At 72.5% G+C, this 16,006-nt stretch carries 15 protein-coding genes and 1 pseudogene; 8 read left to right on the top strand and 8 right to left on the bottom strand.

The window, feature by feature from the left end:
• Positions 1-67: 67 nt before the first annotated feature.
• Positions 68-631 carry a hypothetical protein gene (locus tag ACSRUE_RS22050; protein ID WP_441292719.1) on the bottom strand — a complete coding sequence of 188 codons (564 nt, stop codon included), beginning with the start codon at positions 629-631 and terminating at the stop codon, positions 68-70.
• A 489-nt stretch (positions 632-1,120) separates the two neighbouring features.
• Here ACSRUE_RS22050 and ACSRUE_RS22045 point away from each other — a divergent pair, with 489 nt between their 5' ends.
• Together ACSRUE_RS22045 and ACSRUE_RS22040 are read left to right on the top strand one after the other, a co-directional pair.
• The gene (locus tag ACSRUE_RS22045) at positions 1,121-1,900 is read left to right on the top strand and encodes a HAMP domain-containing protein (RefSeq protein WP_441292718.1); all 780 of its coding nucleotides are present in this window, start codon (positions 1,121-1,123) and stop codon (positions 1,898-1,900) included.
• A 25-nt stretch (positions 1,901-1,925) separates the two neighbouring features.
• Positions 1,926-2,384, top strand: a complete 459-nt coding sequence (locus ACSRUE_RS22040) for a tellurite resistance TerB family protein (RefSeq protein WP_437766158.1) — start codon at positions 1,926-1,928, stop codon at positions 2,382-2,384.
• 85 nt (positions 2,385-2,469) lie between these two features.
• Here ACSRUE_RS22040 and ACSRUE_RS22035 read toward each other — a convergent pair whose 3' ends face one another.
• From ACSRUE_RS22035 to ACSRUE_RS22025, 3 genes are all read right to left on the bottom strand, one after another.
• Positions 2,470-3,993, bottom strand: coding sequence for an NFACT RNA binding domain-containing protein (locus ACSRUE_RS22035; protein ID WP_441292717.1), 1,524 nt, complete (start codon positions 3,991-3,993; stop codon positions 2,470-2,472).
• Between the two features lie 21 nt (positions 3,994-4,014).
• Positions 4,015-4,854 carry a hypothetical protein gene (locus ACSRUE_RS22030; RefSeq protein WP_441292716.1) on the bottom strand — a complete coding sequence of 280 codons (840 nt, stop codon included), beginning with the start codon at positions 4,852-4,854 and terminating at the stop codon, positions 4,015-4,017.
• Between the two features lie 168 nt (positions 4,855-5,022).
• Entirely contained in the window at positions 5,023-5,790 is a 768-nt protein-coding gene (locus ACSRUE_RS22025; protein WP_437766155.1) for a hypothetical protein, read from the bottom strand.
• 127 nt (positions 5,791-5,917) lie between these two features.
• Here ACSRUE_RS22025 and ACSRUE_RS22020 point away from each other — a divergent pair, with 127 nt between their 5' ends.
• Positions 5,918-6,661, top strand: a complete 744-nt coding sequence (locus ACSRUE_RS22020; RefSeq protein WP_441292715.1) for a formylglycine-generating enzyme family protein — start codon at positions 5,918-5,920, stop codon at positions 6,659-6,661.
• A 166-nt stretch (positions 6,662-6,827) separates the two neighbouring features.
• Here ACSRUE_RS22020 and ACSRUE_RS22015 read toward each other — a convergent pair whose 3' ends face one another.
• Positions 6,828-7,457, bottom strand: a complete 630-nt coding sequence (locus ACSRUE_RS22015; protein ID WP_441292714.1) for a hypothetical protein — start codon at positions 7,455-7,457, stop codon at positions 6,828-6,830.
• A gap of 455 nt (positions 7,458-7,912) precedes the next feature.
• On the opposite strand from ACSRUE_RS22015, the gene ACSRUE_RS22010 reads away from it, so the two are divergent.
• Both ACSRUE_RS22010 and ACSRUE_RS22005 read left to right on the top strand, forming a co-directional pair.
• The gene (locus tag ACSRUE_RS22010) at positions 7,913-9,172 is read left to right on the top strand and encodes a hypothetical protein (RefSeq protein ID WP_441292713.1); all 1,260 of its coding nucleotides are present in this window, start codon (positions 7,913-7,915) and stop codon (positions 9,170-9,172) included.
• Positions 9,141-10,181, top strand: coding sequence for a methyltransferase (locus ACSRUE_RS22005; RefSeq protein WP_441292712.1), 1,041 nt, complete (start codon positions 9,141-9,143; stop codon positions 10,179-10,181). The genes ACSRUE_RS22010 and ACSRUE_RS22005 overlap by 32 nt, the downstream gene beginning before the upstream one ends.
• 30 nt (positions 10,182-10,211) lie before the next feature.
• On the opposite strand, the pseudogene ACSRUE_RS22000 reads toward ACSRUE_RS22005, so the two are convergent.
• Both ACSRUE_RS22000 and ACSRUE_RS21995 read right to left on the bottom strand, forming a co-directional pair.
• Positions 10,212-10,304 (bottom strand): annotated as a pseudogene (locus tag ACSRUE_RS22000) (ester cyclase); the annotation flags it as partial.
• 126 nt (positions 10,305-10,430) lie between these two features.
• On the bottom strand, positions 10,431-11,000 hold the full coding sequence (locus ACSRUE_RS21995) for a hypothetical protein (protein ID WP_441292711.1): 570 nt from the start codon (positions 10,998-11,000) through the stop codon (positions 10,431-10,433).
• A gap of 267 nt (positions 11,001-11,267) precedes the next feature.
• Between ACSRUE_RS21995 and ACSRUE_RS21990 the strand changes: the two genes are divergently transcribed.
• Together ACSRUE_RS21990 and ACSRUE_RS21985 are read left to right on the top strand one after the other, a co-directional pair.
• Positions 11,268-12,239 carry an aldo/keto reductase gene (locus tag ACSRUE_RS21990; RefSeq protein ID WP_441292710.1) on the top strand — a complete coding sequence of 324 codons (972 nt, stop codon included), beginning with the start codon at positions 11,268-11,270 and terminating at the stop codon, positions 12,237-12,239.
• Between the two features lie 152 nt (positions 12,240-12,391).
• Entirely contained in the window at positions 12,392-13,354 is a 963-nt protein-coding gene (locus ACSRUE_RS21985; RefSeq protein WP_437766147.1) for an MBL fold metallo-hydrolase, read from the top strand.
• 487 nt (positions 13,355-13,841) lie between these two features.
• Here ACSRUE_RS21985 and ACSRUE_RS21980 read toward each other — a convergent pair whose 3' ends face one another.
• The gene (locus tag ACSRUE_RS21980) at positions 13,842-14,561 is read right to left on the bottom strand and encodes a TetR/AcrR family transcriptional regulator (RefSeq protein ID WP_441292709.1); all 720 of its coding nucleotides are present in this window, start codon (positions 14,559-14,561) and stop codon (positions 13,842-13,844) included.
• A gap of 191 nt (positions 14,562-14,752) precedes the next feature.
• Between ACSRUE_RS21980 and ACSRUE_RS21975 the strand changes: the two genes are divergently transcribed.
• On the top strand, positions 14,753-15,994 hold the full coding sequence (locus ACSRUE_RS21975; protein WP_441292708.1) for an HlyD family secretion protein: 1,242 nt from the start codon (positions 14,753-14,755) through the stop codon (positions 15,992-15,994).
• Positions 15,995-16,006: the final 12 nt, after the last annotated feature.

Genomic DNA, 16,006 nt, shown 5'->3' with positions numbered 1-16,006 from the left:
TCGTGGTAAGATCCAACCTGGATTTCGCGCGTGCCGAGCCATTGTCTCTCGGTGAACGCGCCTCCGGTCAAGCGAGCTGCATGAAATCGATCGCCGCTGCCATTCGAACGCCTGCGGCCACGCTCTCACCGGCGGGCTGCGCCGGCTGCCCCGCCAGTCGATTCGTGTAGTCCTGCACGAATGCCTGGAATCTGGGCACGCCGCCGGCGGACAGATCCGAGAGATCGAGCGCGTGCACGTCGGTGCTCGCCCCCGACTCGTTCACGAGATGCAGCGTCACGAACGGGCAGTCTGCGTCCAGCGCCGCTTTGAACGAGAGGAGCACCCTTCGACAGACCGTACATGGCTTCTTCGAGCCGACCACGAAGACGTGCTCGGGGTACTTGGCAAAGTCATTCCCGGCGGCGCTCAGACGCCTCGCGAGCGCCCGGAGGAGGTTTTGCCCGGCGTGCAAGGGCCCCTCCACCCGTTCGATCTGGCCCGCCTTCACCTCCTTGCCGTCGAACTGCAGCGTGTGCGCATGCGCCAGGTTGGTGAGGGCAGCGGCGAGATGAGCGCGGTTGTTCCCTTGACCGGCGGCGTTCGAGGCAAAACAATATTTCCCGCCGAGCTTGGTGACCTGCACTTCCATGACCGAATCATCGATGCGCTTGGCCTCGGTGAATACCGCGACTCGTGGCCTGGCACCAGGCGTCTTTCATCTTCCTATCATGCGCGAGCACGCCCAGCAGGTGCACGCTGCGACGCAACAGCCCCGGTCACGCGCGCTCGCTGCCTCAGGCCGAGCCGCCTCCCGCGAGCTCCTGCGACCGCACGCTCCGCGAACGGGCCCTACAGAAGCGCACACGACGCCCCCCTCCAACCGTGTGCCGCCGTCGCGCCGCGCCGTTCGCGGCGGTGACGCACCGGCTCCGGATCACCAACGACGCGGCTTCATGGCCCTCACAAGGCACGCAGGCGCTCCGCGAACCCACGGCCGCGGATTGGGCCTTGCGATCGGCGAACGGAATGCTGTACCACGGAGACCGCAGTGCGTTTTCGTGGGGGGTCGCACCGGCGCGGCCCGCTCCTGGTCTATCCTGGACGCGCGGCGATGCCGCGCGCCCGCTGACGAGCCCTCATGACCTCACCTGCCCAGGATCGCGCCACGGCCCGCCCGGCATCCCGCCGCAAGCTGCTCCTGAACCCGCGATTCCAGCTCAAATATACCGGGCTCCTCGTCTCGGTGGTGCTCGCCGTCATGGTGGCGCTCGGACTCGTCATCTGGCAGACCGCGAGCGTCGCGAACGAACAGGCGCGTTACGCGGCGACCCAGGCGGAGCTCGCGCTCAAAGAGGCGGCGAACAGCGCCAAGATCCTCAGGATGAGCACCGCCGCCCTGGGCGGCGACGGCGCCGACCTCGGCAGCACCCTCGACGAGGAGCTCGAGAAGACGAACCGCGAGTACGAGCGCAACCTGGCGGAGGTCGCCAGGCGGCGCGCCGACGTCGAGGCGCTGCAAGGCCGCCTCCTCGGCATCCTCGTCGGCGGAGGCGCGTTCCTCCTCGCCGTCCTCGGCGTGCTCGGGGTCTTCATCACCCAGCGCATCGTGGGGCCGGTCCACCAGCTGAAGCGGCTCTGCCGCCAGGTCGGCACGACGCGGCTCACCATCGGAGGCGGGCTGCGAAAGGGCGATGAGCTCGGGGACCTGTTCGACACGTTCGTGCAGATGACCTACTCGCTCAAGGCGCTCCAGACAGGCAGGCTCGCGACGCTCGACGCGACCATCGAGCGGGCCGAGGCCGAGTCGGCCTCGGCCGAGGTGCTCGCAGGGCTGCGCGCGCTCCGGGCGCAGCTCTGCCTCGGCCTCAGCGAATCCGAGGCGGTGCGCCGCCGCGGCCCGAAAGGTGGTCAGTCATGAGGCGAATCGCCGGGGCGGTTGCGACATGAAGCCTCCCGAGTTGGTCCAGCAGGCGGCCGGATTGCTCCGCGCCCGCTTCGATCTCAACGAGTACAACCCGACCCCGATCGTCGACCTCGGCGCGCTCGTGGCGAACGCCGACGGCACCGTGGACGCCGAGGAGATCGACGCCCTGCGCCAGCTCATCGAGCCGATGCTCGGCGCCCAGCTCAACGCCGAGCTCGTCCGCTACCTCATCGAGGCGAGCCTGAAGGTGATCGCGGCGGCGGGCGTCGAGCCCCGGGTCCGCCTCCTCGCGGAGATCCTCATGGACTGCGACGCGGTGGAGGAGGGCATCATCGTCGCGCTGGCGGTCGCCCACGCGAGCGAGGGGATCTCCGACGCGGAGCGCGCGGTCGTCGAGTCGCTCGCCCGCGCGGCCGAGCTCCCCGCGCGCCGGCTCGATCAGCTGAACGAGCAGGTCCGGGCGGCGTTCGCGACCTGACGGCGGCCTCGACCGGCGGTGCGGGCTCCGCCGGCGGGCGAAGACCTGCGCCGGCGGGCGTGGCCTCCGCCGGCCGTGCGCGGCGTCAGCCCTCTTCCTTGGTCGCGAGCAGCCGCGCGAGGCGATCGCCCTCGATGCGGACGGCGATGACCTTCTCCCGGTCGAAGACCACCGCGCCCGGGGCCGCGCCGCGCGGCTTGCGCACGTAGCGGCGCTGGACGTAGCTCACCTCGCACACCGCCTCGCCGCGCGCGTCGCTGAAGTGCGCCGCCAGGGTCGCGGCGTCGACCAGCACGTCCGCGGGGCAGCTCGCCCCCTTCGCGAGCGGCACGACGACGTGCGAGCCTGTGACGCCCTTCGCATGAAGCCAGAGGTCGTGCGGCCGCGCGTGCTTCGTCGTCAGCGCGTCGTTGTCCTCGGCGCCCCGGCCGACGAGGATCGCCGCGCCGGACGCGCTGCGGTAGGCGTGGAACGGCCGCCGCGGCGCGGGCCGCCCGGCCCCGAGGGCGCGGGCGCCGGACGTCCCGGGCTCGCCGGCGAGCTCCGCGCGCGAGGCGCCGAGGGCGCGGGCGCGCTGCGCGAGCGGCTCGAGCGCCTCGGGCCGCGCCTCCGCCGCGGCGACGTCCGCCTCGAGCGCGGCGATCGCCGCGAGGGCGCGCTCGGTGTCGGCGAGGCGCGCGCGCATCACCGCCTCGCCGCGCTGGTAGCGCCGCGCCTTGGCGAAGAAGGCCTCGGCCTGCGCCTTGGCGGGGCGCGACGGGTCGAGCGCGACCTCGATCTTGCCGCCGGTCTCCCAGTCGTCGAGGAGCGCCTTCGCGGCGCCCCGCGGCACACGGGCGCCCTGCGCGAGCAGGAGCTGCCCCGTCTTCTGCAGGCGCGCGACGCTGGCCAGCCGCCCGAGATCGCCGCGCACCGCCTCGGCCCTGCGCTCGAGCGCCACGCGCCGCGCCCTCACGGCGCGCGCGAGCGCCGCCTTCTCCTGCCCGGCGGCGGCGTCGTCGCTCGCCTCGACGAGCGCCGCGCCGGCGGCCAGCGGATCCGCCGGGGAAGCGACCGCCGCTTGCGGGGCGCCCCCCTGAGGCGGCCAGCGGAGGATCAGGTGGCCGGCGGCGTCGAGCAGCCGCGCCTCGCCGCGGCGTCCCGGCGTGAGCTCCAGCCGCGCTCCCGGGGACGACCCCAACCTGGGTGGGAGCGCCGCCGGCCCCAACCCGGGTTCGGGCGCGGCCAACCCCAACCTGGGTGCGCCCTCTGCACCCTCTCGGTCATTTTCCGTCACGACCGCATCAACATCACCCGCGACGATCACGATGCCGTCGCCCCGCACCTCGATCGCCAGCACGCGGCGGCCGACCAGGTGCGCCCTCATGGCGGCGACGAGCGGGTGCGACGCGCCGGCGCGGAGCCGGGGCAGCCTCGGCAGGATTCCCACCCCTGAAACGCGCGGCCCGATGCCGGCGCCGAGCACGCGCCTCGTCCCGTCGTAGACGGCGAGCGCGACGAGCCCCGTCGCCGGGTTCGCGTGCGCCGCGTCGATCCGCGCCCCCACGCAGCGCGCGAGCGCCTCGGCGAGCGTCCCCCCCTGCGCCGCGCCCCCCGAGCGATCCTCCATGGCGAACGCCGCTCGTGCCCCTCAGCGCAACGATTCGAAGTACGGCCCGCAGCAGCGAAGCCCGAGCTCGCAGGCCTCGCCGCGGTCCTCGCACGAGGCCACCTCTTCACCGTTGACGAAGCAGGAGCAGAGGGTCCTGCCGAAGCTCTGGGGGCGGCACTCGGCCGCGACGACCACGCCCCGGCACGCTCCCTTGCAACTGCAGGCCCCGCCGGGATCGCCGGCGCACGCGATCCCCGGGCAGCCGGGGCCGCCGTTCGCGCACGCGTTGTACTCGTCCAGGAACCGCTTGCACCGGGGCCCGATGAGGTCGCAGTCGTACCTGCCGTTCATCAGGCAGTCGAAGAACGGGATGAGCAGATCGTTGCACTGGGGCGCCTGGTCCAGCTCCGTGTCACACATCGTCCCGCAGTCGCCCGGCTCCAGCGCCCCGCACATGTCCTCGTAGCGCTCGCAGTAGCGCATGCACGCCGACCAGGCCTCGCCGCCGCCCGCCCCGGTGGAGGCGCTCGCTGTCCCCGACGTGGCCATCCAGGTCGCGCTGGAGCTGACCGCGCTGGAGCCGTTCCCGCCGGTGCCACCCACGCCGGTGCCGACCGCGCTGGAGCCGCCCACGCCGACGGTCACCCCGGTGGACCCGCCCACGCCGGAGCCGCCCACGCTGGTGCCGCCTACGCCGACGCTGACCGCGCTTGCGGCGACTGCACCCGTGCTGATCGCGCTGGAGCCGAACGCGCCCGCGCCGATCGCGCTGGAGCTCGTCACCCCGGCGCCTCCTGACCCGTCCGGCATCCCATCGACGACGACGTTGCCACCGCACGCGCTCCCCCACGCCAGGGCGGCGAGCACAGCGGTACGCATCCCGAGCATCGTCATTCTCATGAGCCGCGAGAGTACCCCAGGAGCGCGCCCGGGCGCGAGCGCCGCGTCGACCCGCGCCCCCACGCAGCGCGCGCTCGCCTCGGCGAGCGCTCCGCCCTGCGCCCCGCTCCCCTGCTGGCCCTCCATGGCGAACGCCGCGGGCGCCCCTCAGCGAAACTCGTCGAAGAACGGCTCGCAACAGCCTTGGGCGAGGTCGCACGCCGGGCCGACATCCTGGCACCTGGCCAGCTCCTCGCCGTTGACGAAGCAGGAGCAGGCGATCCCGCTGCGCATGTCGGGGCGGCACTCGACCGCGAACACCGCGTTCGGGCACGAGCCCTTGCAGGAGCAGGCCCGGTTGCGATCGGCGAAGCACTCGAGCGGCGTGCAGCCGCCGCCGGCCCGGCACGCATCGAACGCGGCCAGGAACGGCCGGCACCGTTCCAGGACGAAGTCGCAGTCGATGCTGCCGTTCGTCGCGCAGTCGAAGAACAGCGCGAGCGGCTCGTTGCACTGGGGCGCCTCGTTCACATACCCCTTGCAGAACCCCTCACACTGCCCCGGCTCCACCAGCTCGCAGGCCCCCGTATAGGTCTCGCAGAACTTCATGCACGCCGACCAGGCATCGCCGCCGCCCGCCCCGGTGGAGGCGCTCGCTGTCCCCGACGTGGCCATCCCGGTCGCGCTGGAACCGCCCACGCCGGAGCCGCCCCCGCTGGTGCCGCCTACGCCGACGCTGACCGCGCTTGCGGCGACCGTGCCCGTGCTGATCGCGCTGGAGCCGAACGCGCCCGTGGTGTTGGCGCTGGAGCTCGTCGCCCCGGCGCCTCCCGACCCGTCCGGCATCCCGTCGACCACCACGTTGCCACCGCAAGCGCTTCCCCACGCCAGGGCGGCGAGCGCAGCGGCGCGCATCCTGAGCAGCGCCATTCGCATGGAACGCGAGAATACCCCAGGCGGGCGCCCGAACGCGAGCGCGGCACGGGCGCGACGGGCCCGGATCGAGGCGAGCCGCCGCGCGGCCTCTCGTCCGCCGCGCGGCTTTGCGATAGAGACCCGCCGCGTGCTCCTCGACCTCCTGCTCGCCCCGCTGCTCGCCCAGGCCGACGCACCGCCCCGGCCCGGACCCGCGGCGTCCTGCCCGCCCGACATGGTGCTCGTCGAGGGCACCCACGCCGAGAACGTGCAGCGGGTCTGCACGAGCTACCGCGGCGGCCACTGCTTCGACTTCTTCCCCGGCCTGTTCGCCGCCGAGCCGCGCTTCACGCCGGTGCGCACGTGCATGGACCGCCACGAGTGGCCGAACCGGGCCGGCGCGCTGCCGGTCGTGATGCTCCGCTTCATCGAGGCCGAGCGGGAGTGCGCCGCCGTCGGCAAGCGCCTCTGCACCGAGTTCGAGTGGGAGCTCGCCTGCGAGGGGCCGTCCGCGCTCCCCTTCCCCTACGGCTACGCGCACGATCCGGCCGCCTGCAACGTCAGCAAGCCGTACCGTGGGATCAGCGAGCGGCGGCTCGCGTCCAACGACCCGGCGGTGCGGGCCGCCGAGACGCAGCGGCTCTGGCAGGGGGAGCCGTCGGGCTCGTATCCGGCGTGCGTGAGCCCCTACGGCGTGGTCGACCTGGTCGGCAACGTCGAAGAGTGGGTGTCGACCTCGCGCCCCGAGTGGCCACACCGCTCGTCGCTGAAGGGCGGCTACTGGTCCAAGCCGTGGGCGGGGTGCCGGGGGACCAACGACTCGCATGGACCGATGTTCCGGTTCTACGAGATCGGGTTTCGCTGCTGCAAGGATCCGCGGCCAGGGCCGTAGCACAGGGTCCCCGAGGGCGAACCGTCGAGAGAATCGGTCGCCCGAGTGGACAGAGCGGAGAATACCACCACCGCCGAGCGACTCACCTCATCGCAGCGCCCGGTTTGCCAGTGCTCGGCGTGCGCCGGCAGGCGCTGTCGCATCGACGATCTCGACGAGGCAGAGCTCAGCGGGCGGGAGCGCCCGCGCAGATCCAGTCGTTGATCGTCTTGATATCGGCCTCGGACAGGGGCGCGCCCGGCGGCATGCTGCTCTCGTCAGGGTCGCACAGGCCGACATCCTTCAGCTTGTTCATGACATAGCTGCTGCTCGGCTTGAACGGCACGACGAGCGCCTGCTCGCGGGAGCAGGACGCGCTGTCCTGATCGACGAGCTTGCCGGCGGCCGCGCTCGCGCGGAGGTCGAGCCCGCCGGACGGCGCGCCGGCGCTGCCGTGGCAGTACTGGTTCGCGCAGCTCCTCGTCAGGATGGGCTCGACGTCGGCGAACGCCGCGGTGTCCGCGCCGCAGGCGGGATCGCTCGGAGGCGCGCCGCCGCCCTCGCCCCCGGTGCCGGCCGGCGCACCGCCGCCGCCCTCGCCCCCGGTGCCGGCAGACGCACCGCCGCCGCCCTCGCCCCCCGTTCCGGCCGGCGCACCGCCGCCGCCCTCGCCCCCGGTGCCGGCAGACGCACCGCCGCCGCCCTCGCCAGCACCGCCGCTGCTGGTCGTGCTGGAGGCGGCACCGCCGCCGGTGCCCGTGGACTCGTCATCGGAGCAAGCCACCGCCGAGAGCCCGAGAGCCAGGCAGAGGACCAATCGAAGCGGATTGTTGTGATAAAGCAAGGTACCTCTTCATGATGGTGTTGGTCACGCGGCGTTCGCCGCGCGAGCGATTCACGCGGAGACTAGCACTACTGCGGGCAGTCGCCCCGGATCGCCAGAAAAACCGCCAAGGTCGCCAAGGTCGCCAAGGGGAGAGAGGAGGTGCGGTTCCGGCATTTCCCCTCCCATTGCCCTGGTTTCCTGGCGCCCTTGGCGTCATGGCGCTTCGCTTCCCCGTCCGACTTCCCGCAGCAGTGCTGGAAAGCATGTGAACGCGCGCGACGCAATCGCGTGATGGTGGACGAGGTGGTCGCCAAATTCCAACCGTGGCAGCGAAGCTGGCGCCTTGAGCGTCTGCCTGCCGGCGGGAGTCGACGCGTGTCGATCAGAAACCGACATCGCGCGCGTCCGGCTTCTCCACCGGAACCACGCGGCGCTAGAGTACCGCGATGCGACCCACCTGTCGGGCCGGCCTGGCGGCGTGCGCCGCCCTGAGCACGGCGCTTGGCTGCAACGCGATCTGGGGGATCCCCGACGGAGAGGCCAGCGGGGATCCCGCGGCAGGCGGCGCGGGGAGCTCGGGCAGCTCGGAGGGCGCAGGGGCCACCGCGAGCGCAGGCTCGGGGGCCGGCGAGGGCGGGGGCGGCGCGGCCGGCGGGCCCTCCGCGGAGTGCCCGATCGCGCCGTTCACAGGGCGCGCGCCGGGCGCGTGCCAGGCCGCCGACGGCGACCACGATTACCTCTCCGATCCGGAGAACTGCTGTGTGCCCGGCAGGAGCTGCCTCGGCGGCGCCTGTGAGCAGGGCAGGTGTCTGCCGGTCGTCCTCGCCACGGCCAACGACGAGGAGCACGAAGCGATCGGCCTCGTTGTGGATGGGGACGGGGACGACGGGCGCGTGCTCTGGGCGAGCGGCTACGGCAGCACGATCTTCGCGACCGAGAAGGCGGCTTCCGGCTCGACCGAGCCGCTGATGGTGCTCGACCCGCTCGCGACCATGCTCGCGCGCTCGGAGAGCTCGCTGCTCATCACCGACGAGACCGAGCCGGACGTGTACCGGATGCCGCTCACGGGGAACGTCACCGTCTCGACGGTCGCCAGCGCCCAGGGAGCGGCGGGCTACCGGCGGCCCGTGGCCGGCGGCGGCTGGGTCTACTGGATCACCGGCGTGATCGAGGACCCGGAGCAGGATCCCGACGCGCGCGATGTCCCGAAGCGCATCTGGGCGGCGCGAGCCGACGCGACCGATCAGACAGGCCTCTCCGTCTTCGACCGGGACACGTACGTCGGAGGCCTCGCGCTCGACGCCGCCCATCTCTACTGGACCGAGCTCCCGCCCGGCGGGACGCACAGCACCGTTCGGCGGATGGCGCTCGGAGAGCCCGGCCAGACCGAGATCGTCGCGTCGATCCCCATCCACGAAGGCGATCTCCCCGGAGACATCGCGGTCGGCGAGCGGATCTTCTGGATCAGCGGCTACGCCATCTACGCCGTGAACAAGGACGGCACCGACGCGGGAACACTCGTGGCGACGGACTTCCGGCGAGAACGGCGGGCTCCAGGGTTCAGAGGGACGCGACACCTGGGCAGGAGCGACCGAACTCGGCTATGGGTAGTAGCTCGATCGCAGGCCGCTCCGGCGTGCGCATCCCTTTTCGAGCAGAGAGGAGGAACCATCGATGCCCGTGGATCTCGAGAAACCCACCTGTGACGACTCGCTGATGCGGCAGCTCTGTATGTCCGCCTATCAGCTGCCCATCATGAGCGTCGCCGACGAGCTCGGTGTGTTTCCGCTCCTCGAACGAGAGCCCGCGAGCATCGCGGCGCTGGCCGGAAAGCTGTCTCTCAGCCTCCGCGCGACCGAGGCACTCCTGGCCTCCCTGGCGGGGATGGGGCTCCTTGTGCAGTCTCGTGGCAAGTTCCATCTCACCGAGGTGTCCCGCAACTTCTTGCTCCCGGCGAAGCCGTTCTACTGGGGCCACATGCTGCGGCTGCTCCGCCAGGCTCCGGTCTCGCACGGCACCTTGCTGGAGATCCTGCGGCGGGACGGGGCGCTCGCGTGGGACCAGGGCAAGGTCATCACGGAGGAGTGGGCGGAGGCGGACCTGTCAGAGGAGCAGGCGTTCGCCTTCACCCGCGGGATGCACGGCCACTCCTTCGCGACCGCGGTCGGGCTCGCGCAGAGCGCGGACCTCGCGGGCGCCCGCCGCCTGCTCGACGTCGCCGGCGGCTCCGGCTGCTTCAGCATCGCCCTGGCGCGGCACAACCCCGAGGTCCGGTTCACGGTCGCCGAGCTGCCGCCCGTGTGCAAGGCGACGAGGCAATACGTCGCGGAGCACGGCCTCGAGGATCGCATCGACGTGCTGGAGCTCGACATGTTCCGCCACATGTGGCCTCCGGATCACGACGTGATCTTCTTCGCCAATGTCCTCCATGACTGGGACAGCGCGCGCCGGCAGCAGCTGATCCGGCACAGCTTCGATGCGCTGCCGCCGGGCGGCCGGGTCCTCGTCTTCGAGCTCTTGCTCTCGGACGGGCAGGACGGCCCGCTCACGGCGGCGCTGAGCTCCATGAACATGGTGGTTCTGACCCCCGGCAAGCAGTTCACGGCCGGCGAGCTCGACGAACTCCTCCGCGGCTGCGGATTCGACGACGTATCGGTCACGCCGTCGTGCGCCGGATACTCGCTCATCGGCGCGAGGAAACCCCTCGATCGCTGAGGCCCGCTCCGCCCCCCTCGGCGGTCACTGCGCCGGGAAGCTCTTCGACGCGAACGCCGGGCCCTCGGGGCCCTGCGGGCGCCCCTTGGGCAAGGTGCGGTCGGTGAACGTCGGCGCGATCGCCGCGTCGAGGGGCGCGCGCGATGGTCGAGCTCGAGGACATGCAGCTGTTCGTGTGCGCCGTCGCGGGCGGCCCGCGCCGGGCAAGGAGCGGCCGCTGCCGGCCGCTGCCGCGACGAGCGGCGCGCTTCAGGCGTCGGCCTGTGGGCCTGCGCCGATCGCCGACAGGAACTGCGCTCTCTCCTCGTCCGTCGGGCGCCGGCCCGAGAGGTAGCGCCGCTGGTGCGCGCGGGCCGCCGCCAGCGACGCCTGATTCAGGACGATGATCGGCACCTTGGGCGCGTACAGGCTCGTCACCTCGATCAGCGTCGTGCCGCCCGAGCCCGGCGAGAAGCGGTAAGTCCCGAGCCCCCGCGTCCACAGCACGTTCTCCTCGAACGCATCGACGACGAGGACGAAGACCTCGGGCGAGACGCGCTCCGCGGAGAAGCGCAACGTCTGCGTGAAATGCCCGACGCCCGGGAGAGGCACGCTCATCCGGACGACGAAGCGCGGCTCACGGAACGATCCCGACTGCATCTCGCACGCGGTCCCGGGGAAGAGCTCCCGCGCGCAGCCCTGCTGATCCCACCACATGGCGGCGGCGTCGAGCGGGTCGATGCTCCCGACATCGATGACGAACCGGACGCCGCGCATGCCCCGCGCCTCGTCGTGGACGCTCTCGGCATGCGCGATCTCCGTGTCTTCCTGCTGCCACATGGTCGTCTCCTCGCCCCGGCGAGCGAGCATAAGTGAAGCACCGTTGCGCATCAAGGAAGCGGCCCTCCGCGCTGGATCCGCGCCGCCGCCACACCGCGGCAAGGTGTCCGGCGCCGCGCGCCGCGCGCGGTGCCTGTCGCGCGCCACACGCCGCGCGCCGCCGCCCGCCGGGCCGGCTCATGACGGCGCGACTCCGGCAAAACCCTACGACGGGTTCAGCCCTACGGTGTGGACGGCCCGCGGAGCGCGTTGCTACCCTCCGGCGCCATGGACTACCGCAATCTCGGACGCACCGGCCTGAAGGTCAGCCCCCTCTGCCTCGGCACGATGAACTTCGGCCCGGAGACCAGCGAGCCCGACAGCTTCGCCATCATGGACCGAGCGCTCGGGCACGGGATCAACTTCTTCGACACAGCCAACGTCTACGGGCGGAAGCGCGGAGAGGGGATCACCGAGCAGATCGTCGGGCGCTGGCTTGCCCAGGGCGACGGGCGCCGGGACCGCATCGTGCTCGCCACGAAGGTCTACGGCCTCATGGGCGAAGGGCCCAACGACAGGAGGCTCTCGGCCTATCACATCCGGCGCGCCTGCGAGGCGAGCCTGCGCCGCCTGCAGACAGACCATATCGACCTCTACCAGATGCACCACATCGACCGCGAGACGCCCTGGGACGAGATCTGGCAGGCGATGGAGCAGCTCGTCCGCGAGGGGAAGGTCCTCTATGTCGGCAGCAGCAACTTCGCTGGATGGCAGATCGCGCAGGCGAACGGCCTCGCCGCGCAGCGGCACTTCCTCGGCCTCGTCTCGGAGCAGAGCCTGTACAACCTCAACGCGCGCACCGTCGAGCTGGAGGTCCTGCCCGCGTGCCGCGCGCTCGGCCTCGGCGTCCTGCCCTGGAGCCCGCTCGCCGGCGGGCTGCTCGGCGGCGCCCTCCAGAAGGCGCGCGAGGGCCGGCGCTCCTCCGCCGACGCGCAGGCGCGCATCGAGAAGAACCGCGCCAAGCTGGAGGCGTACGAGGCGTTCTGCGCCGAGATCGGAGAGCGGCCCGCCGACGTGGCCGTGGCCTGGCTGCTCCGGAACCCCGTCGTGACGTCGCCCATCCTCGGCCCGCGCACCGCCGAGCAGCTCGACGGGAGCCTGCGCGCCCTCGAGATCACGCTGACGCCGGAGCACCTCGGGCGGCTCGACGCGATGTTCCCCGGCCCCGGCGGCGAGGCGCCGGAGGCGTACGCGTGGTGACAGCGACCGCGACCGCCTCCTGACAAATCCCCCGGGCCCCTCCGCTCACGGCGGCGTGCAGGGGCTGATTTCGATTCCATGGCGGCCGGCGGATGGCCTACCTTCGAGGCTCGGAGAAGCGCCGGGCGGCGCCCGGGAACGAGGGAGCGGCCATGGGTCGATGGCGGTATGAACGAGGGCTGGAGGACATCGGCAATGGCTGCTTTGCCTACCTCCAGCCCGCCGGCACCTGGGGCCTCAGCAACGCAGGGCTCGTCACCTCGGACGGCGAGGCCCTGCTCGTCGACACGCTCTTCGACCTGAAGCGCACGCGCGAGATGCTCGACGCCATGCGCGCGGCGGCCCCCGCCGCGGCGCGCATAGGCACCGTCGTGAACACCCACGCGAACGGCGATCATTGCTACGGCAACGCGCTCGTCGAGGGCGCGACCCTCATCGCCACGCGCGCCGGCGCCGCCGAGATGGACGAGGTCCCCGCGCCGATGCTGGCCATGCTGATGCGACAGGCGCGCAGCGGCGCCGCGGGCGCGCTGGGCGAGTACCTCGTCCACTGCTTCGGCGCCTTCGACTTCGACGGGATCGCCCCCGCGCCGCCGACCCGGGTGTTCGACGGGGAGCTGACCGTCGCGGTCGGGGGCAAGGAGGTCCGCCTCGTCGAGGTGGGCCCCGCGCACACGAAGGGCGATCTGCTCGTGCACGTCCCGGCGGACCGGGTGATCTACACGGGAGACGTCCTCTTCATCGACGCGACGCCGATCATGTGGGCAGGGCCCGTCGGCAACTGGCTCAAGGCCTGCGACATCCTCCTCGCGGCCGACGTCGACGTCATCGTGCCGGGACACGGCCCCATCACGGATCGCGCGGGCGTGCGCGCGGTCCGCGACTACCTCGTGTACATCCGCGACGAGGCCCGGCGCCGCTACGACGCCGGCATGCCCGCGGCGGACGCCGCCCGCGACATCGCGCTCGCCGACTACGCGAGCTGGAGCGACGCCGAGCGCATCGTGGTCAACGTGCACACGCTCTACCGCGAGTTCAGCGGCGGGAAGCTCCCCTCGCCGGGCCCGATCGAGCTCTTCGGCCTCATGGCCGAGCTCGCGCGCCGGCCACGTTGAGCGAGCCAGAAGAAGACGACGATCGTCATGAGTCTATCGTCGCGAACAGCGAAGTTAAGCTAAGCGAAGATCACGCCCGTCGTCGTCCCTGGCAGCAGGCGATCCTCGGCGCTTCGGCCGCGCACAGAGGGGCGCCGCCCGCCGCCATGGACACAGAGTTTCCCCTGAGGACGATTCCTGGTCAAGCGACGCCAGGGGCGCGCGGACAGCCAATGTCCTTGCCGTCGCGCCGGCATTCTCCATTCGTCAAGACATCCCCGTCGCGACGCCGATCACCCCTTCAGGCCGACGCGCGCGGCGCCCCCGGATCGAGCCGATAGAGTCAGCACAATTTTCTAGAGCTCATCCCCTTCTCTTCTGTTGATGAGGGAGAGAGTTGATCCATCAGGTCACCGAGGACACGGCGGTCATCGGCGACACGGTCGCGCCGAGAGGGTGAGTCGCGACAGGCCGGCACGCGTGGCGCCGCGGTGCGCGTGCGCCCCGGTCAACGCGGGGCCGGACGGCGCGGCCGCGCGGTCGCCTGCGGCGAAGCCGGCGAGCTGGCGGCGCGGCGGAGCGCGCCGCCGCCCTTCGCGCCGAGCACCACGACGTCGACGACGGCCTCCAGGACCCCGTCGTCGACGGGCCCGCGCAGGCGGAACAGGCGGTTCGTCACGACGCTGCGGATCATCTCCACCAGGAGGTCGAGGTCGGAGCCCGGCGGCAGCTCGCCGCGCGCGACGCCGCGCTCGAGCACCTCCCGCCAGGGGGCGAGGCGCTCGTCGCGGAGCGCGCGAGCGAACGCGTCGACCTCGGGCACGTGCAGCTCGGCGAGGAGCATGCGGTAGATGCCCTGCCCCTCCGGCGTGGACGCGGAGGCGACGAAGCGCCGCACGAGCTCGAGCAGGTCGAGCCGCACCGCCCCGGTGTCCGGCGGCGCGCCGCCATCGTCGAGGAGCGAGCGCAGCGTCGCCTTGACGAGCTCGGCCTTGGTCGGCCACCGGCGGTAGATCGTCGTCTTGTTCACGCCCGCCCGCGCGGCCACGTCCTCCACCCGGAGCGCCGCGTAGCCCGCCCGCGCGATCTCCGCGGCGGCCGCGTGCATCACCGCCCGCACGACGCGCTCGCTCCGGCCGCCGCGCCGCGCGCCACGCGCGCCGGTGCGACGGCGCTCCAGCGCTGGGACCGGCTCGGCCGGTGACGGCTCTCTCGGGGTGATCGGCATCACGCTCCGCATCGCGAGGGCGCTCATTGAACCACGACCACGCAGGCGGGTGGCGAGGCCTTCGATCGAACTATGGCAACAATTGGTTGCCTTTGGTAGCCCCCGTGGTACCACTATCGCAACCATGGGTTGCCTTAGAGACGCGGCGCTCGATCGCCGCTGTCGGGGGCGACGAGGAGCAGGCGGCGACCATGTCCACGACGACGAGCGCTCTCCCTGGAGAACCGGGGGCGGCCCCGGAGGCGATCTCCGGGGCGGTCAAGGCCGGGAAGCCGAGCAAGGCGGCCGGCATCATGGCGGCGGTCGCCGCGCTCGCCGTCGCGGCGGGCGCGGGCTGGTACGTCACCCACCGCGGGGTCGAGGCGACGGACGACGCGCAGATCGACGCGGAGGTGGTGTCGGTCCCCGCGCGGGCGGCCGGCGTGGTGGTGAAGGTCTTCTTCGCGGAGAACCAGGCGGTGAAGGCGGGCGACGTGCTCGCCGAGCTCGACGCCGAGCCCGCGCGCGCGCGGCTCGCGCAGGCGGAGGCGAGCCTCTCGGCGGCCAGGGCGAGCGCCGACGCGGCCGACGCCGACGAGCGCATCGCCGAGACCAACGCGCGCAGCAACAAGTCGGTGGCCGAGGCCTCGCTGCACGGCGCGGCGAGCAGCGCGAGCGCGTCGAAGCAGCAGATCGCCGAGGGCGAGGCGCAGGTCGCCTCGACGACGGCGACCCTGGAGCAGGCGACGCTCGAGCGGGACCGCGCGAGGAAGCTCGTGGAGACCGGGGCGCTCGCGCAGGCCCAGCTCGACCAGCTGCAGGCGTCCGTCGACGTCGCCCGCGCGTCGCTCGAGCAGGCGAAGGCGCGCCTCGCGGCGCTCCGGGCGACGACCACGCAGGCGTGGAGCCGGGTCGAGGAGGCGAACGCGAAGGTCCAGCAAGCCAGCAACGTCGACGCGTTCATCGCGCAGGCGCGCGCCCGCGCCCGCGTGGCCCACGCCCAGGTGGAGACCGCCCAGGCCGCGCGCGACCTGGCCGCGCTCGAGCTCTCGTACACGCGCATCGTCGCGCCGCAGGACGGCGCCGTGTCGAAGAAGACCCTCTCCGTCGGGCAGATGGTCTCCCCGGGCCAGGCCGTGGGCGTGCTGGTCCCGGCGCGACAGGTCTGGGTGACCGGCAACTTCAAGGAGACGCAGCTCGCGCACATGCGCGTCGGGCAGCCCGCGCGCGTGTCGATCGACGCCTACCCCGGCGTGACCGTGCACGGCGAGATCGAGAGCTTCTCCGCCGCCACGGGCGCGCGCTTCAGCCTGCTGCCGCCGGACAACGCGACGGGCAACTTCACGAAGGTCGTCCAGCGGGTGCCGGTGCGGATCCGCCTCCACGACGCGCCGCCCGACGTCGTGCTGCGCCCGGGGATGAGCGTCGAGCTGACGGTCGACACGAGGCAATAGGATGAGGAGGGA

Source organism: Sorangium sp. KYC3313, from assembly GCF_052075895.1.
GTDB lineage: Bacteria > Myxococcota_A > Polyangia > Polyangiales > Polyangiaceae > Sorangium > Sorangium cellulosum_B.
The sequence above is the reverse complement of the archived record's forward strand: the minus strand, read 5'-3'. Positions and strand labels throughout refer to the sequence as shown.